General features: G+C 49.1%; 15 protein-coding genes. 7 read left to right on the top strand and 8 right to left on the bottom strand.

The genetic code is table 11. The features are described from left to right. Positions 1 to 46: 46 nt before the first annotated feature. Positions 47 to 1951 carry an excinuclease ABC subunit UvrC gene (uvrC, locus tag EKK48_16185; GenBank protein RTL40796.1) on the top strand — a complete coding sequence of 635 codons (1905 nt, stop codon included), beginning with the start codon at positions 47 to 49 and terminating at the stop codon, positions 1949 to 1951. A 211-nt stretch (positions 1952 to 2162) separates the two neighbouring features. Beyond that, positions 2163 to 4544, top strand: a complete 2382-nt coding sequence (locus EKK48_16180; GenBank protein RTL40795.1) for a hypothetical protein — start codon at positions 2163 to 2165, stop codon at positions 4542 to 4544. Positions 4545 to 4623: 79 nt separating this feature from the next. Here EKK48_16180 and EKK48_16175 read toward each other — a convergent pair whose 3' ends face one another. The 6 genes from EKK48_16175 to EKK48_16150 all read right to left on the bottom strand — a co-directional run bounded on the left by EKK48_16175 (position 4624) and on the right by EKK48_16150 (position 13778). Next, positions 4624 to 7185 (bottom strand): serine/threonine protein kinase, encoded by a 2562-nt coding sequence (locus tag EKK48_16175; GenBank protein RTL40794.1) that lies wholly within the window; start codon positions 7183 to 7185, stop codon positions 4624 to 4626. Next, entirely contained in the window at positions 7182 to 9611 is a 2430-nt protein-coding gene (locus EKK48_16170) for a serine/threonine protein kinase (protein RTL40793.1), read from the bottom strand. The genes EKK48_16175 and EKK48_16170 overlap by 4 nt, the downstream gene beginning before the upstream one ends. 60 nt (positions 9612 to 9671) lie before the next feature. After that, the gene (locus tag EKK48_16165) at positions 9672 to 10598 is read right to left on the bottom strand and encodes a D-hexose-6-phosphate mutarotase (protein ID RTL40792.1); all 927 of its coding nucleotides are present in this window, start codon (positions 10596 to 10598) and stop codon (positions 9672 to 9674) included. Between the two features lie 53 nt (positions 10599 to 10651). Next, positions 10652 to 11122 (bottom strand): hypothetical protein, encoded by a 471-nt coding sequence (locus EKK48_16160; protein ID RTL40791.1) that lies wholly within the window; start codon positions 11120 to 11122, stop codon positions 10652 to 10654. A gap of 109 nt (positions 11123 to 11231) precedes the next feature. Then, positions 11232 to 12470 (bottom strand): hypothetical protein, encoded by a 1239-nt coding sequence (locus tag EKK48_16155; GenBank protein RTL40790.1) that lies wholly within the window; start codon positions 12468 to 12470, stop codon positions 11232 to 11234. Between the two features lie 18 nt (positions 12471 to 12488). Further along, positions 12489 to 13778 carry a hypothetical protein gene (locus EKK48_16150; GenBank protein ID RTL40789.1) on the bottom strand — a complete coding sequence of 430 codons (1290 nt, stop codon included), beginning with the start codon at positions 13776 to 13778 and terminating at the stop codon, positions 12489 to 12491. A gap of 114 nt (positions 13779 to 13892) precedes the next feature. Here EKK48_16150 and EKK48_16145 point away from each other — a divergent pair, with 114 nt between their 5' ends. Together EKK48_16145 and EKK48_16140 are read left to right on the top strand one after the other, a co-directional pair. After that, positions 13893 to 14246: a hypothetical protein gene (locus EKK48_16145; protein ID RTL40788.1), complete on the top strand. Its 354-nt coding sequence runs from the start codon at positions 13893 to 13895 to the stop codon at positions 14244 to 14246. Beyond that, a complete protein-coding gene (locus EKK48_16140) occupies positions 14243 to 15517 on the top strand; it encodes a replication-associated recombination protein A (GenBank protein RTL40787.1) in 1275 nt (424 codons plus the stop codon). The genes EKK48_16145 and EKK48_16140 overlap by 4 nt, the downstream gene beginning before the upstream one ends. 114 nt (positions 15518 to 15631) lie before the next feature. Here the strand turns inward: EKK48_16140 and EKK48_16135 are convergent, their stop codons facing one another. Beyond that, entirely contained in the window at positions 15632 to 16234 is a 603-nt protein-coding gene (locus EKK48_16135) for a hypothetical protein (GenBank protein RTL40786.1), read from the bottom strand. An 876-nt stretch (positions 16235 to 17110) separates the two neighbouring features. On the opposite strand from EKK48_16135, the gene EKK48_16130 reads away from it, so the two are divergent. Then, entirely contained in the window at positions 17111 to 18430 is a 1320-nt protein-coding gene (locus EKK48_16130) for a divalent metal cation transporter (protein RTL40785.1), read from the top strand. 36 nt (positions 18431 to 18466) lie between these two features. On the opposite strand, the gene EKK48_16125 is transcribed toward EKK48_16130, so the two are convergent. After that, complete coding sequence (locus tag EKK48_16125) at positions 18467 to 20098, bottom strand: hypothetical protein (protein RTL40784.1); 1632 nt, start codon at positions 20096 to 20098, stop codon at positions 18467 to 18469. 296 nt (positions 20099 to 20394) lie between these two features. Here EKK48_16125 and EKK48_16120 point away from each other — a divergent pair, with 296 nt between their 5' ends. Then, positions 20395 to 21048, top strand: coding sequence for a tetratricopeptide repeat protein (locus EKK48_16120; protein ID RTL40783.1), 654 nt, complete (start codon positions 20395 to 20397; stop codon positions 21046 to 21048). Positions 21049 to 21355: 307 nt separating this feature from the next. Next, positions 21356 to 23290, top strand: coding sequence for a tetratricopeptide repeat protein (locus EKK48_16115; protein RTL40782.1), 1935 nt, complete (start codon positions 21356 to 21358; stop codon positions 23288 to 23290). Positions 23291 to 23468: the final 178 nt, after the last annotated feature.

Raw genomic sequence — 23468 nt, 5'->3', positions numbered from 1 at the left:
GATTGAAGCTATTACCTGTGCGCGTTATCGATAACACGATCTCACGATGAAGACTATCTCAGAAGACTTAACCCGGCAACTCAGTGGCATGCCTGACACCTCAGGTGTGTATGTCTTCAAAGACGTGCATGGCGAAATTATTTACATTGGAAAAGCCGTAAGTTTGCGCAACAGAGTGCGTTCCTATTGGAATGAAACTTCCTGGCGAGAGCGACCAAAGCTGGCCGTCATGATACCAAAAGTGGTTTCAATCGATACCATTTTGACCAATTCGGAAAAGGAAGCACTTTTGCTGGAAGCAACGCTCGTGCGTCAGCACATGCCGCGCTACAATGTCGCCCTCAAAGACGACAAAAAGTACCCCTGGCTTGCCATCACCTATGATGTCGAATATCCGCGCCTGGTAATGGTGCGCGACCCTGCTCGCTACAGAAAAGAGCATCCCCGAGCTCGTGTTTTCGGACCATATGTAGAGACAGGTGTGATGTGGGATACGGTGCGGATGTTGCGAAAGGTCTTCCCGATGCGACAACGCAAAAAGCCGCTGTTTAAAGATCGACCATGCATGAATTTCCATATTGGATTGTGCCTCGGCCCCTGTCAAAAACTTGTGGATGAGACGACTTACAACAATATGGTTACGCAAGTGGAGATGTTTTTGGCTGGTCGGCAGGGCGAAGTTATTTCTATGCTTCGCTCAGAAATGGAAGCGTTTGCCGAGCGCCTGGAGTTCGAGCAGGCTGCGAAAATTCGCAATCGCTTGCAGTCTCTCGAGCGCATCGTCGAGAAGCAGCAGGTGTTTTTCCAGAACCAGAAAGTCAGTCAAGATGTAATTGCTGAAGCACATACGAATAGATTTATAGCCATTTGTTTGATGCGTGTGCGTGAAGGCAAATTGATTTCGGCTGAAACTGTGTGTCTTCCGCTAATAGAGAAAACGAGTGCTGATGAAGCTTTTGAGAGCTTTATCGATCAGTATTACGCTACCTGCGAAGACATCGCTGTGCCAAGTGAAGTGATTTTGCAGCAGCCCTTAGATGGGCAAAATGCCTTGCTTGAGTTGTTGAATGCGAAATCGCGCACAGCTGTGAAGATTCTTGTGCCACAGCGCGGAAGTAAGCAGTCATCGATTGAGATGGCTCAGAAGAATGCTCGCTTATCGCTCGAGACCGAGTTGCAAGTGGCTTCGGAAGAAGATGCAAGGCTTGCCTTGACGATGTCTACGCTGCAGGAACATCTTGGTTTATCCAAACCGCCCCGACGAATAGAATGCTTTGACATCTCCAATATTCAGGGCACTGATAACGTTGCCAGCATGGTGGTTTTCGAAAATGCCCTGGCCAAGAAATCAGACTACCGTCGTTTCAAAATCCGCACTGTCGAAGGAATTGGTGAAGCCAATGATTTTGCCTCGATGAAAGAAGCTGTCGGGCGGCGGTATTCGAAACTAGTGCAGGAAGGAAAACCACTGCCTGATTTGATCATCATAGATGGTGGCAAAGGGCAGCTTGGCGCTGCCTGTGAAGCTCTCGCCGAAGCGGAAGTGCCGCCAATCGACATAATCGGTCTGGCAAAGAAACAGGAAGAAGTTTATAAACCAAACAACTCCCAGCCTTTTTTGCTTCCTCGTCGCAGCGAAGCGTTGCACTTGCTGCAGCGGGTTCGGGATGAGGCGCACCGTTTTGCCGTCACATATCATCGCCAGTTGAGAGCGAAGCGCACCATCTCCTCTAATCTTGATATTTTGCCCGGTATCGGACCAGCTCGTCGCAAACTTTTACTGGATTATTTCGGCTCTTTCGATAAGATTAAGGCTGCCAGTCTAGAAGAGATGACGGCTGTGCCGAAGCTTCCCAAGAGCGTCGCAGGAAGCATCTATTACAGGCTCCATCCCGAGCTGGCGCCGTCCGAGAATGACTCACCTGCAGGGGATGCGATTAGCAGTGAGTAATGTCTATAATCGAAACCAGTAGCGTACATCACAGTAGACCCATGGACGCAACGGTGCGAGAATAATCTGAACGAGGTTACAGGGCATGGAATTTTTCCGAAAACATAACAAGGTGTTTGTGAAGGTGCTGGTCATTTTGATGATCGGGTCATTTCTGCTTTCGCTACTGCCGCAGTTTATGTATATGTTTAGCAAATAAAGACGGCTTTTCGTGAATCAGCGCCGCGCTATTGCGTTAGTTGTCATCTTCTACTGCGCGATTGCAATTGGGCTTTTGAGCCCTCTTTTGTTTTCCGGCAAAACTCCGTTTCTCGCGGATATTACTTACAACAACGAGCCTGCTGCCACTTTTATCAACGAATTTTGGCAGCGCAACAATAAGTTCCCGCTCTGGAATCCATGGGTTCTGAATGGTGTGCCTCAGATTGCTGTGACGTGGCCGATGTTATATTTCCCTGCCGCGATCGGTTTAGGATTGCCTTTTGGCCTGGGCAGCGGCTTGTTCATGCTTTTCCATCTTTTGTTGGCTGGAATCGGCGGATTTTTGTGGCAGCTGAAGTCATTTCGATTTGAACCCTCTAACTTCATGGCCGCTGTCTTTTTCGGCATGGGCTTCATGCTCTGTGGATATATGTTTGGTTGCCCTATCAATCTACTGTTGATGGCAAGTGTGGCCTGGATTCCGTTTACTTTGTTGTTGCTCGACTTGATCTGTTCATCACCTAAGTGGTGGCATTGCGGAGTTCTGTCATTGCTGCTTGGATTGCAGTTCAGTGCCGGCCGCCCCGAAATTTCAGTTGCTGCTTCGATAATGTACTTTGTATATTTCTTGAGTGATCTGGGCTCGCTGCGCCCGCGCGCACCGCTAATGGTGTTAGCTGCATTTGCGATCGGTGCGGGCTATGCCGCATTCGGCTACGTGCCGCTGGCTGAGTTGGTAATGAACAGTCCTGCCGCCTTGCAGTTCAGTGTGTTTAAAAGCAGCTTCTGGAGCGCCGGTATCGCCGACTGGTTGACACTGCTTATCACTCAACCTTTCGGACACCTGGACATGAACAGCACGGGTGATATTGTCACCTATCCAGGCGCCTTGCCCTATGTCACCTCACTCTTTCTTGGTGCACCTGTACTGACTCTCTCAGTGCTGTCACTGCCTAGAAATTGGCGCCAAAATTTACCATGGTTGATACTGGTCGCTGTATCAGTGCTTGTCGCTCTCGGTCAATTCGGTCCGGTTGGAGAGTTGATAGATAAGCAGAACATCTTGCGCTATCCGATCAAGCTTGCTGTATTTGCATTGTTAGGCTTGCTGGTCATGGCAACGAATGGGTGGAGAGCCATTTTTGTTGGTCAATGTACTCGATCGAATGTGTTCCGCGTGACAGTTTTCTGGCTCATGATTTTAGTCGCTACAGCACTTGTGAATGCCAATGTGCAGTTGCTCACCGAAAGTCAACACACGTTAGTACATGGTTTCATGCTGGCAGCGGTAGGCGGCGTAATAACTACTCTTTTGTTGCTTCTGAGAAATCGAAGTACAGAAGTTATCTTGTTAGCTATCATAACGTCTACATTCGTTCTAAATGATCGGGTTGCGTTAGCGCCGCTTGCATCGCGACAGTACTTCGAGCAGAAGTCTAGTATCGCCGATTTGATTACCAGTCATTGCCAGTTGGGATCTCAGAACTTTCGCTTGCTCTCGCTTATTGATAATTCCCTGGCGATTCCGCGAACGCTTGCAAATAGTTCCGACAATATAGAAGAAAAGTTTTCCGCTTATTGCAGACAGATTCTCAGACCGAATACGGCAATTGATGCGCATATCCAAACCGCCAATGGTATCAGTGTCGTACCGACCTGGAATTCACTGTTCATAGATACTGGTTTATTGCCTCGTTCGAACCTGACGAAAGTCGAACATCCGCTTGGTAAATCTGATCTGCCGTTGTATCGCTACTGTCAGGCAACCAGCACCGCCTATGTCGAGACTATGCGTGAAACTCAAAACGAAGATGGTACCTGGTCTCCAGTGCCGCTCCTGGATAATCGCTTCTTCGAAATTCTCAAGGAAGATCCTTCGCTTAACATCAGGCTGTACTCCATTGTCCACATTCGTCCGCGAGTATCGATAATACGAGATTTGAAATTTTTGCCCACACGTGATGCCGCGTTAAAATACATCAATCGCTCCGATAGCAACGAGTATGATCCGACTCGTGAAGTGCTTCTGGTTGGTACCGCACCAGAGGCAACTGAGAATGCACCGGCAAAGAATTTGAGCAGCTATGCAGAAGTCGAAGTCGATCAGAATGAGTACATCAAGATCAATGCCAATACTGCGACATCTGCGGCGTTGGTTTTGACTGATGGATTCTATCCGGGCTGGGAAGCTTTTGATAATGGCAAGCCGACCAATATTTTTCTGGCTGACGGGGTGCTAAGGGCTGTAATGCTAACGCCTGGTGAGCATCGAATCGTGTTTCGTTATCGTCCTATTTCCTGGTTCGTTGGATTGATTTTGTTTTTTGTCGCGGTGACGACTGCCGCATTTATGTTGCTGAGCCGTTTTGTCAAGACAAATCCGAGCTGGTGAAGACCATTCCTGTCATTATATGGAGAAACAATATTTGAATGACTCCAGACAGTTCGCATGCAGCTCTTATTCAGAGCTCTCAAGGAACTGATTTACATCGAGCCAGATCCAGTTTTAACCAGTGGATGGAGTCGTAACGTTGATTGAGGTCGAGTTGTGTTGCTCTCTCGACGATCTGGTTCATTTCGTCGGAAACATTTGACGCTCTTTGTTTTGGTGAGGAGACTGTTATCGGTTTTGGTGGCAATCCGGTCAACATGAAATAGATAGTTGCTCCAAGCCCGTAAATATCGCTTGCCGGACAGACTTCATCGCGAAATTGCTCGGGAGGAGTAAAGGCTTGCTTGCCGCAAGAATCCGTTGTTCTGGTGCCGTTCGATTTGACGGCGAGACTGAAGTCGATCAGTTTGATTGAACCATCAGGAAGAACGAGAATATTTTCTGGCGTGATGTCGCGATGTACGATTGGGGGATCCAACTTGTGCATATATTCAAGTACATCACAAACTGCGCCTGTAATTTTTATAGCTTCGGTTTCGCTGAGTGGACCGTCCTGTTGCACCTTTTGTCGCACAGTTTGTCCCTGTATGTATTCTAGAACCACGTAAACTCGCCCGTCTTCACTAAAGAAATCTTCGAGTTTGACAATCCCTGGGTGGTTGAGCTGAGATAGCAAGGAGACTTCAGTTTCGAATTCTCTCGCTGATTCAAGTAACGCACCAGGGGTTGAAGCGATTGCAAGAATGAATTCTTTAAGAACTACTTGTCTATTCTCTGCTGTTCTGGCCAGGTAAGCCGTTGCTTGACCACCTGCCGAGAGCCGTTCCTCAATCGTATACTTGCTCTCGTGCAGCGTTTCTCCTGGTTCTAAAACTGATTGTCTCTTTACTCTGGTTTTTGATGTGAGCAAGTCGAACCATAGTTGTGTGTATTTTACGTCCTGTAAGACGACCGAACCGGTCAGAGACTCTTGCGCATCCTGACGTATCACTACATGTGGTGCCCAGTTTTTTACCGAGTAGAACAGTTTGGCGCGTTGCTCGCGGTTTAACTCATTGATATTGATTTTGATGTTTCGCCCGAAATCACCGTCTTTCTCGCTGGTACTGAATATAAGATAGTTTCCGGTATTGACTCGATTGGAGAGCCCGTCTATAAATGCTGCAAGTTTGTTGAGCAGCTTGTAAGTCAATGATTCTTTTTTGAATGCCGTTTCCGGCAGCGGCGAGAGTTTAGTGAACCCTTCTTCAAGGTGTCGCAGTGATTTGATTTCAGTCCAGCTAAGCGAATCCGGTCCGCCGCCAATAGCCCATCGATTGACGGTTAATACATTCAAAAACCAGTTTTTCAGTGTGCTTCTCCTGATCCCTGTAGAGTTCAGATATAGCTCGTGCTGGTCAGAAAGAAAGTTGAGCGGAAAGAAGAACCAGGCTCTAAAGAATAGTACTGACATCGCACATGCAAGGCTGACCAGGTAGAAGTGGACAAAGAAGAAATTGAATTCGCTATTCTTCGCTGAAAATCCGTCGAGCATTGGCCAGTAGCCATTGTAGCCCGCTACGTATCTCGGGGCCATGTAGGGATCGTTATGTATGCGCGGTTTACGTGGATACTGTCCGACAAATGTAGTTTTTTTGGCGGCCGGAAAATAACTGGGAGTAACAACGAAAGGCGGAATTGTTGAACTTTTCTGGGCTTCATTGCCTACGCCCAGATTTTTGTAAATTGAATAACTGAAAATGGCTGGAATTCCGAGAGCAAAAATTGCAACTGTGGTAACTGCAAAAGCTCGCGAATAATAGAAGTTATTCTCTGGCTGAGAGAGTTCACTTTTCTTGTTTTGCGCGAATACTAATCCGTTCTCGAGATGCGGAATCCTTTGCGGGAATAAGCCACGAATATAGTGACCTGCGATCCATAGCACTGCAATCGGTGCGCAGCTCAGATAAATCCAAAACAATATGAAGGGCAGACACTGGTTTGCTCCTTCGCCGTAATCTCTCAGTAGGGCTGAGTTTCTTAGATAAGCTGGAATACTCTGCGTGATCTTTAGTTGAGTGTCTTTCGGCAGCCTTGAGTAAACTAACATGCACAGCGGCTTAAGCAGAACGACTGCAATCCATAAAAGAATGGTTTTTGGCGCCACCGCGACTGCTGCAAGCAGAAAAAGTGGTGCCCGCAAAGACCAGGCGTATTTCGCCAGGCTGAGAGCATCTTTGTATAAGTAGTTTGTGAAATATGCACTTCCGGCCAGTGCGGTTGGTTTAGCCATAGCTGTTTCCGTCGGGTTGGCGGCTGAAGGCGAGTCCGCTAGATCCGTCGTGTTGGCGGCAAAATAATTGTCCGCTGAATCCGTCGTGTTGACGGCAGAAGACGTGTCCGCTGGCTCCGTCGTGTTAGCGGCAGAAGACGTGTCCGCTGAATCCGTGACACTCTTGTTCGTCTCGGCGACCAGTTCAGTAACAGCAGATTCCTTAGTAGAGCCTGCAGTGTCAGGGACATCAGGACGTGCGTCAGCAGCGCAAGCGGTTCTAACTTCCGTGTCTGAAATGACAGCGCTTCGAACCAGTTTAATCGAAGCCGGTTCAGACGCCTTCGTTTGCGTCCGTGTGCGTTTCTTGAGTGCACGTTCTTTGCTCATGCCGGCACCTTGATTTTGGCCGCGGGCGTCGATAGCTTAAGGTGGAACCCTTTGTCGAGTTTCTTCAGGCGCTGCAACACTTCGTCAAAGGATGCAGGACGTTCAGAGGCATCGAAGTTGGTGCAGTCTCGAATCAGCTGATCCAGTTCGTCTGAACAATCGATATCTTTCGCCGGAGACGATTGCGACAATGCTCTCGGCTCTTTACCAGTGAGAAGAAAGTACAGCGTGCAGCCAAAGCTGAATATGTCGCTCTGCACGATCGCTTCGCCTCGTAATTGCTCTGGCGCCACGAAGCATTGCTTTCCAATCATCGTGCCGGTAATGCCTTCCAGAAATTCACGGGCGGCGCCGAAATCGATCAACCTTAGTTGCCCGTCGTCTCCGACAATAATATTGTCTGGAGCTAAATCTCGATGAAGAATAACCGGCTCGCGGCTGTGCAGATAGTTCATTATCTCGCAGATTTGCTGAGCCCAACTTATGGTCAAACCTTCAGAACGCGGTCCGTGCTCAGCTACGACGGCTCGTAAATCAGACCCGGGTCTATGTTCGACAATGAGAAACGTTGATTTTTCGACAGAAAATGCAGTTGCTACTTTGGCAATTCCGGGATGATCTAGTTTTGACAGCAACTCATACTCTCGATGAAGTATTTTGGCGAATGCTCTGGTCTCTTCCGTCTCGTCAGCAAGATAGAATTGCTTGACAGTCTGCATGTTGCCCTGCGCGTCCCTTGCCATATAGACTGCGCATAATGGTTTGCTTGCCAGTTGCTTGATGATTCTGGTTTTCGTGCCTGGTATAAATTCGCCCGGACTCAATGGCACAAAAACAGTTGATTTGAATTCTTGTTTTGAAATTGATTTGATTGCAGCATCATCAATTCCATCTGATGTCGCTTCTTCTTTGGCGCGATCTTCCATTGCCTGGCAGACAACAAAAATTTCTGGATCGACTGTGCAATTTACGGCGTGCTCGTCGATCGCATCTAGAAGCACTCGCAAATCTTGCGCTGGAATTTGAGCGGTGGAGAATTTGACTTTCCCGCCTGATTTAAATTTCAGTTCAAAGGAAGTTGGCTGATCCGGCTTGGATATGTCTGATTTGATATTGTCCAATGCTTGCAGGTCGCTCCATAGTCTGGTTTGACGACCCAGCAAACTGAGATATGGACCCTGGTAAAAGGAGATGCCATCGGCATTCAGATTTATTTTTCGGGCTCTAGCGTAGGGCAGAAATACAGAAGCCGAAACTGCGAGCGGAACAGTTCCGTACAATGCAATGACTGCTCCCAGGAATACTCGGTAGTTCTGAGTGAAAAGAAATTTGTCGGCGCCGCCCTGTCCTGTAAACCCTGCATCGGCACCAGAGGCGATCATCCAGCTTTGAATCGCGAATCCCACGGGACCCTCGCAGAATCCAAATAACCAGAACAGTACAGCGTAGCAAATTGCTAACCATGCCGTCGATCGCAATGCGTTTCCCCAGAATTTACGTTTTTCATTGAACGATAGTACTCGTTCTTTTAGTCGCAGTGCTTCGAGAAAGGCTTCAATTATGTTTTGCAGTGAGCCCGGAGAAATGACTCGCCAGCAGAATGAAGTCAGCAACGAGCTAAGTCGCAGCATTGGCTGATATAGAAGCAGGAAAACAGCGGCGGTGAATGTTGTAATCACGAAGCCGTCAAAGAATGGGATGAAGTTCAAATTGGAAAATTGGTTTGTCGTATCAACTATCAGCATCCTGCTTTGCGGGAAAAATGCATAGTGACTAAGGGCCTCACCAGGCGAGCTGAAGAAATTCGCGTCTTTCGCAGATGCGAGCAGCCAGTTTGAGATCATCAGCGCTGGTCCTTGCGGGTTCATGCTAATGGATAAAATGCTGGCGAGATAGCTAAGGAAAAAGGTGCCTTGTGCAAAGCCAGACCATCGCTGACGCTGTTTGATCAAGTCAGGATCGTCTTTGGTAGTTTTGAGACGCGACCGGTAGAAGATTACTGCCGCACAGGCTCCCACAAAAATCGGAATTGGGCTGGCTAAGAACGAAATTTGCTCAAAGTTTCGAGCGCCCATTATGAAAGCATTTGTCAATGACGGCGCTTGGTCAGGGCTCAGTCTGAACAGCGCAGCCGTCATCGCAGCGGAGATAAGATACCTGATCGAGTAAATCCAGAAGAGTAAGACAATCAGTCGTTGGAATTTTTGCGTTTTTACAAAAGCCTTGATGTAGGTTGTTTGCGCTTTGGGATCGAGAGACACCAGAGAGCGGATGGCAGGTGCGATGACATATAAGATTGCCGCTACTGTTCCAGCAGTAAGCACCCAACCCGATAGAAAACAGTCGGCTAGAAGAAACGCGACGATGAAGATCGCTTCGCCGTGTCGCTTGATGAATTTGCGACACGACCGGTTGAATTGTTTCATGTTAGTAAGTCAGATCTCTATGAAATCGACGAGATCAGTATAGACTTCGCTGGATGGATGTCAAGTGTGCATCCGTACGCATGCGTGCATCGTGTGATGGGTCCCCGGCGGCACCGCAATTGCGTTTTCGCCCAAATTTGCTGTTTCGACGCAGATCATATTTTTCCACCCGTCCGGCGTCATATCGGTCAACTTGGATGTTTGTTCAGACCATGGATTCCAGATCACCGTCGACCTCGAGTTCATTTTGTATATTTCGATCTTGCGCTTCCAAATTGGATCTTCAATTTCTACATGTGTTTCTGTGTTCAGGTAAGGTCGATCTGTTTCGCCCGTCAACTGCAAAGTCTTTTCAGTTTGCGTTTTTCGCTTGAATCCGTCCGTCTTATCGAGATATTCGGTGTCTTGCAATCCACTCAGCGCAATTTGTTCGGCATCACTCACAGCAAGATAAGTGTGGAAAGCTTCTTCGATTTCAACTGTGTTCGTGGAGTGATTTTGAAAGCAGAGTTCCAAATCTAATTCATCTCCGACTGCAACCTTATATATCAGTTTGAAATTGTCATAACCGACCTGGCGCGATTGTTCGTTGCCCGTAAGTTCGAACGTCAGCATGAAGTCATCTTTGCTGCGACCTGCTGCAACAAGAAGCCAATCGTTGGAAGTTCTGGCGAATCCATGCGCGGGAAATTTAATGGATGACTTGCCTGCGTCCTTGTGTGTACCAAACCATGGAAAAATCAGCGGAACGCCCCCACGGATTGCCTTGCCGGGCTCGAAGGCCGATCGTTCGCTTAAAAACAGACCGGGGTGTTCTGCCTTCACCGGCTGCCACTGCGCCACATGCGCTCCCTGCATGTATATTTCTGCGGTGCAAGTGGCAGTGGTAACGGTTGCTTTGATTGCCCCGTGTTCGTTTTCACTGAACTCCAGCATTCTTTCTATGCCGAAGTGCTCGGTGAGATGTTGCAAGGTTTGTTTATGCATTAGCTTAAATAGAGCTCTGAAGCAGGTCTCAGCCGTTGTAATTGAGTTCCAGGTCACTCTTTGCGGGTGCTCAATTCTCTCACGGTGGAGCCGCTGACTGCTCCTTTTGCAACCAGTTGATTAAGTTTGGCGATATCTTGTGAGTCGAACAAGAATCGACCGATTTGTGAAATTCTGCCGGCTTTAGAAGGAATCAGTGTGACCACACATTTGCCTGGCTGTGTGCGGTCGCGCTCTGCCTTCTGCTGATCCGCCAACTTGGTGGCAAACGCCGCGATGCGCTTGAGCAATTCGATTTTATTGCGGCTGTTGAGGCGGTTTGGTTGTTGCAAAACCTTCGTGAAGTCTGAGATTGCCTCCAGGTAATTCTCCATGGACGCGTGCACCATACCTCTGACCCAATATCCATGCCAATATTGTGGGTCTTCTTCGATGGCGGCGTTTAATTCAAGTAAGGCTGTGCGCCAGTCTGCGTCATGCTGGAACCTCAAAGCTCGCTTCGTTGTTTTGTTGGAGTTTGCCATGACTGCCTCCAGCGTGTGCTCTATTGAATCTTTACCCATGAACAGAACTCGGGTACCGAAAAAACACGCTAATTTGTTGCCAGCTCAATTGGCGACGCAAACTTAATTATTAGCTCGCCAGTTGTCCGGCGACTCGCACATGTGTGCGTACGGTCCAGTTCAATTCCTGCAGCACTTCATCGAAAGTGCACTGCCGGTGGTGAAACAAGTTCAGTGCGATAATACCTTGTTGCATGTTCAGCCAGCCAATGGCAAGCAAAAAGAAACACCGCAACGAGCCATAATAGGTGCGCTCGTCTATTATTCCTTTGTCGAGCAGCACCTGCGCGATGTTGAATGCATCGCGAAAGCTTGGTGCGTTTTCTTTATCAATTTCTAGTTGCACCAGGTCAATTTCTGGTTGACCTATAATGCCGGCAACCCGCATCAGTTCGTGATAGCGCACCTGCGATTTGAATTCAGTTTCCGCAATTTCTAGTCGGGCGATAACTTGTTCCAACTTTTGTCCGGACTGCTGCAACTCGCGCAAGCAATTCTGCGCTTGCTGCGTGGTTAGCGTTTCGTTGGCCACCATTTCTTGAATAGAAAGCGCATCAGACAATAATTTCTCGCTGAGGCGACCCGCTTCAATCAGCGCTTCGCCGATCCACTTTTGTTCAATCAGACCAGCTTTTAGTGCCTGTCCGACTTCCAGATGTGTCAATATGCCCGCACCTACAAGCAATTCTCCTAACCGTACAGACTTACGGTGTGGACCTCGTATTCTCAATGGTTCATTATTTTGCTGATCAAGTGGCGCTTGCCTGCGGTGGGCTGCCACTAAACCGTTGGTCGCCTCTGCTCTGGTGATCGCGCCGGCGCGAATCAATGATTGGGCGTTCAAGGCCGTTGCCAATAATTCATCTGAGAGAGTACCCAGTGAAATCAGTAAACGACCGAGCGGCAAGCCTGTCGCCTGGCTTGTCTTCATTGCCGTTTCCAGCTGCTCTCTTGGCACGATATGTGAATCGAGCAAAAGTTCTCCAAGTTTGTTCGATTCTTTGTCGAGTGTGCTGCTCCATCCTATTGCTGAAAGGCTTTCGTCAAATGAGACTTCGTTGTCTGCTAGATAGGAAAGAGCTTTGATCGCCGTTTCAAGCGGCAAGATGTTGTCGCGCACCAGTGACTGGGCCTGCACTGCGGCTTGAAACTCCGTCTCCGTCAGGAATCCAGCCATAATTAAGACTCGTCCAATCGGCAGACCAGTTGACCGCGCAGTTTTCATAGCCTCGTCCAGATCTTTCTGGGTGAGAATTTCGGCTTGAGTCAGTAATTCGCCGATGCGCAGTTCGTTTTTGTCGAGACTCATTCGATCCTTCTTTTCGAATTAAATATCATCCAATTTTAGCCGACTAAGGCTGCCTTCACTAGTTACTATTCCCTTTCGCCTTTTGTCGCTTGCAAAGCGCGGACGGCTCTTGATCGTCCAGTTTAATTCAAACAGGACGTCGTCAAACGATGATTCCTTCTGATTGGATAAGTAATTGAGGGCGATGATTGCCTGTTGAATGTTCATCCAGCCGGTGGCTACCAGAAAGTAGCAGCGCAGACCGCCGAAATAAGTACGCTGGTCGATGAATCCGTTTTTCAGGAGCCTTCCTGCTGATGCCTTTGCATCTGCTGAGCTTGCTTCGGCGGTATTAGGAATGTCGGAAAGTTCGATATCGCTATGCTGCAGAAGACCTGCCACTCGCAGTAAATCGTGCAGGCGTACGTTGGTTCTGAAATTATCCTGCGGTACGTCAAGTTGAGAGAGGAGTTCTATGATTGGTGTGCCTGTGTCAACGCACTGCCTGAGGGTTGCTATTGCGTTCAACTCGTCGAGTGTTTTGTTCGAAACCATCTCTTGCAATTCCAGAGCCGCATCTAGCGTGGCTTCTGAAATCAGCTTCAGATCGACGAGGGTTTTACCCAGTGGTTTCAACTCCATCAACCCGACTTCCAGCGCATTCATAATGTCTACGGCAGAAACTAACTTTGCCATGACGAGCATTTCGCCAAGTCGCACAGATGTTTTAAGCGGACCTCGATAAAAACCGCTTTCTGCAAGCGCAACCTCAAGGTCTTGCCGTCGCGAGTAAGCGGCATTGAGACCGCGAATGGCCTGGTCTCTGTCTATTTTTCCGTCGCGCACCATAACCTGCGCATTCAACGCTGTGGCCAACGTTTCGTCAGTTAATGCACCAAGAGAAACCAGCACCCGACCAAGGGGCAAACCGGTCGATTCACTTGTTCTGATGGCGCTTTCCATCTGCTCTTTAGTGATGATTTGAGCATCGAGGAGCATCTCGCCGAGTTTATTTGTGGTGGCATCTTTGGCGCGAGCCCAGCCGATTTCGTTCAAGCACTCTTCAAATGTCATCTCATTGCGGGCCATCAAACACAGTGCTTCAATGGCCGCAGAAAACGGCAGAACAGAATCACGAATCAACGACTGAGCTTGCACGGCAGCTTTAAATTCGCGCTCGCCAACGTAGCTTGACATGATTAAAATTCGTCCGATTGGCAAAGACGTAATTTTGGCTATCTTGATTGCATCGTTGAGATCACGAGCTCGCAAAATCTGAGCTTCGATCAATAGTTGTCCGATGCGAAGATCTGTTTTATTTTCTGTCAATTCCGCACTTGACGTCCCGCACTAAGAAGCTCGGCCTTTCCTTTGAATTATCATACGGGTAGCTTTCATAATTGTCATAATGTAAGTGTCGAGAGTAACTTTGGCGGACGGGCGATGAAGAATAGTGACACGGAAAACCAGGCAGCTATGCGGGAAGCCGAGAAAGAGAGATATCTCGCAACTTTAAGGGCGCGTGAACTCGAACGCGCCAGGTCGAAAGAGCAGTCTAAGCAGGCCGAAGTTGTGCGCGCTGAAAAAGCGATCGAAGAGGCAGAGGCGTTTCGCGCTGAAATTAGCTCCCGGACAGACTTTAGAGAGGCATTGCGTGAAAAGCGGAAAGCTGATGCCATCAAAAATCAAGAGGTAATGGATAAACTGGGTCAGGAATATCGCAAAAAGCTGAAAGCCTTCAACTCAAGATTTACTGTAAAGCCGCAAGATCTTGACAAGCTCAACGAGGCTGAATGAGCGTTTCGTTAAATCAGAAGATACCGCTGGCTGATCGTATGCGTCCACGCAGTTTGGACGAATTTGTTGGTCAGGAGAAACTGATTGCTGAAGACGGTGTTTTGAAGCAGATGGTCGAGCTCGACCAGATTACGTCATTCATTCTATGGGGACCTCCGGGAGTCGGAAAAACTACACTCGCGCGCATAATCGCCAATCAAACAGACAGTCGGTGGACATCTTTCTCAGCTGTCACGTCAGGCATAAAAGAGATCAAAAGTGTGATGGCTGAGGCAGAGGCATTTATGAACCTCGAACATCGTCGCACCGTGCTCTTTGTCGATGAAATACATCGGTTCAATAAGGCGCAGCAGGATGCTTTTCTGCCTTATGTCGAGAATGGCACTATAACGCTGGTGGGTGCTACCACAGAGAATCCATCTTTCGAGATCAACAGCGCCTTGCTCTCTCGTTTGAAGGTCTTCGTGTTAGAAGAGCTCGGTGCCGGTGATCTGCAAAAAATTATGCGCAATGCTCTCTCCGACCGCGAGCGCGGGTTAGGCAATGAGCAGATAGAAGTAACCGACGACCAATTGAATATGATTTCTGTTTACTCCTCTGGTGATGCCAGAACCGCTCTCAATACACTTGAATTAGCCGTGCTTCTGTCAAAGCGAAAAGGAGCAAAGTCTTTGACCGAATCGATGATAAGAACAGCGATTCAACAGGCGGTACTTAAATACGATAAGAATGGTGAGCACCACTACAATCTCATCTCTGCCTTGCATAAATCGATGCGTAATTCAGATGTCGATGCCAGTTTGTACTGGTTGGCTCGCATGCTTGAGGCTGGAGAAGAGCCTCTTTATGTGGCGCGGCGGCTGGTCAGATTTGCCTCTGAAGATATCGGGCTTTCCGCTCCCGCTGCCTTGACTCAAGCGGTAGCGGCCATGCAAGCAGTTGAACTGGTGGGCATGCCTGAGTGCAAAATTGCTCTTGCACAGGTCGTTGTATACATGGCTAGTGCTCCCAAATCCAATGCGGTTTACAAGGCTTACAACCTGGCTGCCCGCGATGCTTTGAATATGAGTCAGCATCCTGTTCCTATGCATCTGAGGAACGCTCCCACAAAGCTGATGAAGGAGCTGGGATATTCGAAGGGCTACAAGTATGCTCACGATTATGATGAGGGTAAGGCCGATATGAAGTGTCTTCCGTCTGAGTTGGAAGGCACCACCTACTACGAGCCGACCGGTCGTGGTTTCGAAGGCAAAATTCGCGACCGCGAGTAGTCGGGTAATCGAGATCTCCGCTACTGTGCGACGTCTGCGCTCAGCAAAATAGAAGGACGCTTTCACAAGCGTCCTTCTATCGGTTAGGTTTCTGAACTAGCAAGTGCTCGTCAGTTAAGGTCTAAAAATTCTGTAGAAGCCGTGCCACCATTTGCGCTCTTTCAGTTCGGCAATTTCTGCACGAGCTTCAGAAAGAAGTCGAGCCACCCGAGCGTTCTCTTCTTCGGCGGCGGTTAATAACTCGTCGAGGAAATCTCGATCTGCTTTTAACTTTGCCAATGCATCCATGAGATATCTGCGTTCGGCTACGGCGGCTTCGCGTTCGTAGTCCATGCCGCGAAGTTTTTTGATTTCTCCTTCCAGCACCGGAATACGATCGAGCGCATAGTACTGGCTAATCGTTATCTGGCGAAGCAAAGAGTTTTCCTCTGTCACTTCCTGCATTTTTTGCAAAAGGGCGATTACTCGGCGTTGCAAATAGGCCAGCTCGTCATTAGCCTCTTTGAGAACTTTTTGTTCGCGGGCTTTCTGGACAACTTCAAGAACCTGCCTGCGAACTCTTCTTTCTCTGGCAAGTTTTACGCGAGCATCTTCACCGTCCGCCACCATGTCTGATGCCCAGCGGAATATATGTTCGAGCCCTTCTGTATCAAGAGCATCGTTATGTTGAGACGCCGAAATTAGTAAGTCGTTGTTTATAGCTTCTGAATTGCCCACGGTGTCCCCCCCTTTCTCGAAAACATGATAGCGAGAAATTTGGGGTTTTTGCAATCTAATTTTGTGCCACCACCTGTAAGGGCGATTCAGTTTGGAACTTTTTTGCCCTGAAATGACACCGGTAATTTCTTCTTGTAAACTGGTGCCGCACCATATTCAGTGCGGCATACGATCGTTTTCATTAAAATTATAGGGCACCAGTTATGGTGAGCCGACTGACGCCAAGTGATGAAGTTATAAGTTTCTCACTTGCACTTTCGGCACTCCATCTGGTGCCACGAAAACATATAGGTGCCGGCGCAGCTCTAATATCCGACCATGCATCTCAGTAAGGCTGAGGAACCGCCCAAAAGGGCTACCGTGAAAAATCCGAACGTTGCGACCATTGATAAGACCGCCAGTCCGATATCGCTCATTTCGCCCTTTTGATTACGGTTTCTCATGTTCTGTTCTTCCTTTTAAACTTGAAGTGGTCAACCGGAGCACGCAGTCAGGCGCGCTCGGCTTCCTGCCGAACCGCTGCCTTGTTTATCTCGCTCATTTCGCCCAACCCGTTGGCTGTATTTAAATACTATCGGTTTCGGTCTGACCGGGTAATGACCTTTGCGCGTTAACGAAATGGTGTAAGTGTTTTGCGGATCCGATGTTAGGCATTCCTATATATGGAGCCGGGGCGCAAGCACTCTGTTAGGGGCTACCGGGGGGCGCGTGGACGTAGAATTCGCTAGATTGCACTGCCGGGGAACCTTTCCGGTTTTCTTTCAGTCTGGTTTCATCAAGATTCTGTCAATACTCGCAAGCTTAGCCTGAAGCGAACTCCGCAACTGCCGGGGCCCTTCAGGCATACCCGAATACCCGGATACCGAAGGAAAAACCATGAACGCCACCGCCAGTCCGAACAGCGATGACCTGACCCCTCGCCAGAAGGCAATAGACGAGAAAAATCCGATCAAGCGCTTTTTTCTGGTCCTTGGTCCAGGGCTGATCACAGGGGCGTCCGACGACGACCCCTCTGGTATTGGTACTTACTCGGTAGCCGGTGCCTCGCTCGGCTTTTCAACGCTCTGGCTGGCTCTGGTGACACTACCTATGATGGCGGCAGTGCAATACAGTTGTGCCAAGATTGGCATGGTGACCGGTCAGGGATTGGCCGGTGTTTTGAAAAAGAATTATCCGAAGCCACTTCTATATCTTGCTGTAGCTGCTCTTTTCGTCGCGAATACGCTAAATGTTGGTGCCGATATAGGAGCTATCGCTGCTGCGATTCAGCTTCTGCATCCGGTGCCGATTATGCCGACTATCCTACTGGTTTCGGTTTCAATCCTGGTTGTTCAATTTTTGGGCTCGTACAAGCTTATTGCCAATGTTTTCAAATGGCTTACCGTGGTTTTGTTCGCCTACATCGCTACTGCCTTCTTTGTGCATGTAAATGTGGTTGAAGTTTTGAAGGCTACGTTCATTCCTACGTTTCAGCCAACAGCGGAATTCGTGTCTACCCTCGTTGCTATTCTTGGTACGACCATCTCTCCTTATCTGTTCTTCTGGCAGGCAAGTCAGCAAGTCGAAGAAGATCGCAGCGAGGGTAAGCGAGCGCTGTGGCAGCGGCGAGGTGCTTCCGACGAAGAGTTGAAAGTGGCGGCAATGGATGTTAACGCCGGCATGGTGCTCTCCAACTCAGTCATGTATTTCATTATCTTTACTTGTGCGGCCACACTTCATGCGCACGGGCAGACTCATATCGCAACTGCCACTGACGCTGCCAAAGCTCTTGCACCTGTGGCCGGGAAATTCTCCGAGTTGCTGCTTGCTATTGGACTGATTGGTACTGGTTTACTGGCCATCCCAATTCTGACCGGGTCAGCAGCTTATGCTCTTTCGGAAGCGTTTGGGTGGCGCTATGGGTTGGATGAGAAGCCCTACCGTGCAAAACAGTTCTATGCAGTGATTGCCGTTTCGACAGTGGTTGGTATGGCGATGAACTTCTTTGGGATGAACGCCATTGCCGCCTTGTTCTGGTCGGCAGTTATTAACGGGCTGGTTGCGCCGCCACTGCTATTTTTGATCATGATGGTTGTTAACAACAAAGAGATCATGGGCGATAAGACCAACAGCGTCATGACGAACGTTATGGGATGGGCATCTACAGCTGCGATGACCGCGGCCGCTGTTGCTCTGTTCTTTACCTGGGGAAAATGACAGCTGGTGCTATTTTGCCGGTGGCAGACTTTTGTACTACGTTGATGAATCGTCTGCTTCTGACTCGGGTGGCTCAGCAGTTCTGAATTCGGGACTTTCGGGTGTCACTTTTTTCGGTTTGGCACTGAGCATCTTCATTTGCTCAGTTACAGCCTTAATCACTGATGTCGAGTATTCAGAAGCCGCTTTTAGCCATGAGGCACGCGCCGTTTGATGCACCGAATCTGGTGTCGGCTGACTTGTCTCCATCGGCGTTGCTGGTTTAGGGGTCGAGAGCGAGAAAGGCTTATTCTGCGGCATGTCCTTCATCACACTCGGTGTCGGAATGCTGTCCAGTTCAGCTAGCGAAATTTTCGGGTGCGAATCTCCGGTGCTCGTTGAACACCACTGGTTCATGACGGTCGCGCCTTCAGACTTCGCGTCCTCCGGAAGAGAAATAGTTTCCCATTCGCCCGACTGTACTTCTGCCCGCACTTCTTCCCGCACTTCTTCGGGGATGTCGCCCGTGATTGATTGTTCTTCTTTTGTTTCGACTATTTCTTTCGTGCGTTGTTGTAACTTGGCAAATGCGTTCATACTGCCAAATTTGTTGCGCACTTCGGCCGCTTTAATTTCGCTGGCATCATCTTCTTCAGCAATTGGTTCAGTTCTCGTACCCTGCTCCTGACTCGATTGGTCAAAGTCTGAATTAGGCGCGTCTGTAACGGGGAGATGCAGGGTGGACTCGTCTATGTTGGGGAGGCGTAACGTGGACTCGTCTGTGGAGAGACGCAACGTGGACTCGTCTGTGGAGAGACGCAACGTAGATTCGTCTGCAGTTTCATTTTGGTTTTTTGATCGATCTGTCGATGCCGGAGCGTCTTGCTCATTTTTATAGGCAGTGGATGGTTGTTTCAACTGTGGGCGACGAACCATTCTCGATGGCATTCCGACAAATTTTTTCGGCGGCGGGAGGATTGACTCTGCAGTCGATGACTGATTCGATGAATCAGCAATTGTCCGATGATTTTCTGCTGTCATCTCTTGTTGGATCGGCGGTGCATCTGAGACACTGTTGGCTGCAAAAGTCTGTGCTTCTGCATCTGACACATCGTCGGCCGGCAAAGTCTCTATTTCTGCAGCTACCACATCGTCGATTGCTGCGATAGCTTCTATTTCTGAAGTTGGGACATTGTCTACAAGCTCCGTTTCGATTTCAGCGTCTGGCACATTGTCGACAATCGGGGTCCATTTGAGGCGAACTCCTTCTTGTTCTTGGGGCTCAACTCCATCAGGTGAGTCTTCTGAGTTCTTACCAAACCATTGAGCTTCGAAGCTGTCTCCAGAAGTGGTATCACTAGCGGTTTGGCTGGCGGGCGCCGGCGTTGAGGAAGTCTGGTAGCGGATTAGACTCTTCAGGGCATTCCAAGACTCACTCTTGGGGGCGCTAACTTTATCAGCAACTTCGGTTCGAGCTGCATACGCGGCTCGACCATTGGCTTCGGCGTTACGTATTTCCTGACTTCCTGCTGCCAGGGCGACGCCGAAATGCTGATGGTAGAAGTCGTAGACTTTTTCGGGTTGCTCAGAGTCGGAAGACGGCGTGTCCCCATGCTCGGATTCATGCTCTGGCTTGATTAAACCAGACTCGTCCGCACCTTCAGGTGTAGAGTTTTCGCGATCTTGCATTTTTCGACTGATAGTCCCAGAAACTCTCAGATCTTCCGAATGAGGTTTGCCGGAGGCTCACCCGACTGCAATATACCCAATAAGCCCCTATACAGTCCAGTAAAAATGCTGCCGACCGAATGCAGAATCGGCTGCTGACACTCTGGCGTAACCCTACCGGATGTCAATCGGAATCTCTATAATGTATGAAGGAGGACTGGATTCAGGATGATTTGGCGATTGTCGGAAACATACAAAAGACGCCATAATTGAGGACTTTGTCCGCCTGTTCACCATATTTGGTGCCCGTAACGATCATGGATGCTCAAGTTTGCAGGGAAAAGTGGGCTCACTATAAGCTCTTAGCGGAACAAGCCGCTGAGAAAAGACTTTTCGAAGAGTCTGAGGAAAACTGGTGGCTGGCAATCCGTCAGGCCGAAGATGCACAGTCTGCCCAAATGGTGTGCATGTGCCTCGATGGACTTGGCGACTTGTTTGCCAAGCAGGGGCGTCATCAAGATGCTGAGCCGCTTTACCGCGAATCTCTGCATAAGAAAGTGGGCGCTCTCGGAGAGAATCATCCCGTTGTGGGGCGGGCGTACAATAACTTAGCGTTCGCTCTGTACAAATATGGAAAAGTCGAAGAAGCTGAGCACTCTTTGCGACAGGCTTTGATGATTTTTCAAGACACGCTTGGGCTCGGTGTTCCGGAAGCGCAATGGAGCGCAAGGCATCTGGTCAAGTTGCTGCGTGAGCAGGGCCGCACGCCTGAAGCTGTGGAAATGAGCAAAGTGATGGACAGTGCCACGATCAACACCACGCTTGATCAAACGACTACCGGAGCACGGCTGCCGGCCGCACTCTGTGAGGTTTGCCATCGACCGTATAAAGGGCTTCAGTGTTTGCGTTGTACACAAAGAGGCATGTCTGCATTGCGGACACTTGAATCCAACCCTGCTAATAGACGCTAAGCGGATTAGGCCGATTGATGGTGTCTTTGGAGAAACAGCGTCTGAAGTTTGAGGATAAAGATTCCTTCAACGAGGAAATCCTTACGAAGACTTCCGCGAGTGGCACAAACAGCCAAAAGTCCACAGATAGAGCCCTCAAAGACATTAAAGTCCAGATTTACCGCTTGAATTGTGGATTATCGAACAAAGCTGAACCGTCTGAGCGGCGAATAGGCGGCACATAAACGGGAATGATATGTTTGAATTGGTTACGTCAATTTGACTGACGTTATCCAGTCCATGCCCGCTGCCCGCAATTAGAGGAAAAATGCCAGAAGGCAATCCTGACGCACCAGCTATTAGCGAGGATTTACGGCTTGGCGAGCTGTTAGTCGAATTTGGACTGGTTGAGCGGAAGAAGCTGGAAGCGGCGTTGCAGATTGTCGACCAGACTGGCCTGGCTCTTGGTCGAGTGCTGGTGCTGTCGCAATATATCAAAGAACCTTTGCTCGATGCGGCTATTCATTGTCAGACGATGTTGAAAACCAACAGTGTCGATCCGGCAACGGCGCGGCGGGCTTTGCAGGCTGTCGCCGCAGGAGAGCACCCGACTCTCGAGAGTGCTCTTTCCACAATTGGCTATGAAAAGCCTGATGATTCCTCGGCAAACAAGCTGGGCGAATTGCTTATCGAATCAGGATTGATCTCGCAAGCTCAGTTGGATACTGCCTTGAGGCAGAGCGAAGAGACCGGACTTCCTTTTGGCCGTTCGCTGGTGTTGTCTGGAATGATTTCAGAAGCCGGTCTGACCGCCACTTTAAATGCTCAGTCGTTGTTGCGAAATGGGCGCGTCACTCGTGAACAAGCGATCAAATCTCTTCGGTCAAGCTCCCGCCGCAATATTTCAAGTGGTGCTCAGACGCCTGTTGAGCGGGATTTCTATGGTTTGCCCGACCGACGCACGGTGCTTCTGGGAGAACTGCTGATTGCCGCCGGTACGATAACGAAACCGCAGCTCAGTAATGCCATTGAAGTCAGCGTCAGCACTGGGAAGTTGCTTGGACAGGTTCTTGTCGATTCGCATTACTGTACGCAGAGCCTTCTTGAAAATGCGTTGCAGTTGCAGGAGATGATCATCTCTAATCAGTGCTCGCAACAGGACGCGATTCGAGTAATGTTCCTGATGGACAGAGAAGGTTTGAGGATCGAACAAGCAATTCAAAAAGTTCGAATGAACGAACTCGGCAACACGAAGCGTGTTTCATTCACTGAGTTTTTGAAGTTGCTTGGTCTGATCACCGATAACGACATTGAAAAAGCTTTGCAGCTGGGGCGCGAGAATTCCCAGATGATGCTGCAGATGCTTCTCATGACTGATGTATGCGACGCCAACTTCTTGCATCTTGCGGCAGGCTGCAATGCCATGATGGAAGCAGGGCGCATGACCGCCGAGCATGCCTTCATCCTGTTTGACTATGCGCGGAAGAAACAGATCAACGTCACGCAAGCAATGAAAGAGCTGAACTGGACGCAGCGTGACCTGATGGCTGAACCCGCCAAACCTCCAGCTATCGCCAGTGCCGATGCAGATTGGGAAGCGGCACGGGTTCTGGCTGAGCAATCCTTTCAAGATGGACGTTTTTCAGATGCTGAACGACAGTGGATTGACGTGATTCGAAAAGCTGAAAAATTCGGTCGTGAAAGTCAGCGTTTCGTCGGCTCAATCGAACGTCTTGCTGATGTCTATTGCCGTCTGGGTCATATCGATCGCGCTGAATCTCTCTATAGCGATGCTTTGATCATCAAAACCCGTGTGTTGCCTCCGACTAGTTTGCATATCGCATCTACTGTCAATAATCTCGCCAAGGTCAATTATTTCCAGGGCAAATATGATGAAGCCGAAAATTTTGCCAGTCGATATCTATCCTTATATAAGGCAAATTTCCCGCCCGATCATCCCGATGTCGCCTGCGCGCTTCAAAATATGGCAACGCTGTATCACATGCAGAATAAGTTCGAGCAGGCCGAACCTTATTATGTAGAAGCGCTGAACATCTGCAAGCGTCAACTGGGAGAGCAGCACCCAACCACGGTGCGTATGCAACAGAACTATGCTCGCTTGCTGCAAAGTTTGAGACGTTATCAGGAACTTAAACGTATGGACGTCATGGCGACAGGCACAGTTACAGGAAGTTGGAAGGCCGTCAGCGTGCCTGAGGGTCACGAGCTTTACCGTTACAACGAGCGACTTAGCGACGATTAGATTGGTGCCCGCGGGACGCGGGCGCTCCATGTTTGTAATTGACGATTGGTGCCCGGGACGCGGGCTCTCCATATGGTAGTTGGATCAAAGTGGGAGAAATCCCATGGGTGTGCGTAGTCTCACCCAAGACATTCGACCGCGCAAAAGCTACTTTATTGTCACGCTACAGCAGATCTGA

This window comes from Candidatus Melainabacteria bacterium, from assembly GCA_003963305.1.
Lineage (GTDB): Bacteria > Cyanobacteriota > Vampirovibrionia > Obscuribacterales > Obscuribacteraceae > PALSA-1081.
This window is presented reverse-complemented; position numbering and strand designations above follow the sequence as displayed.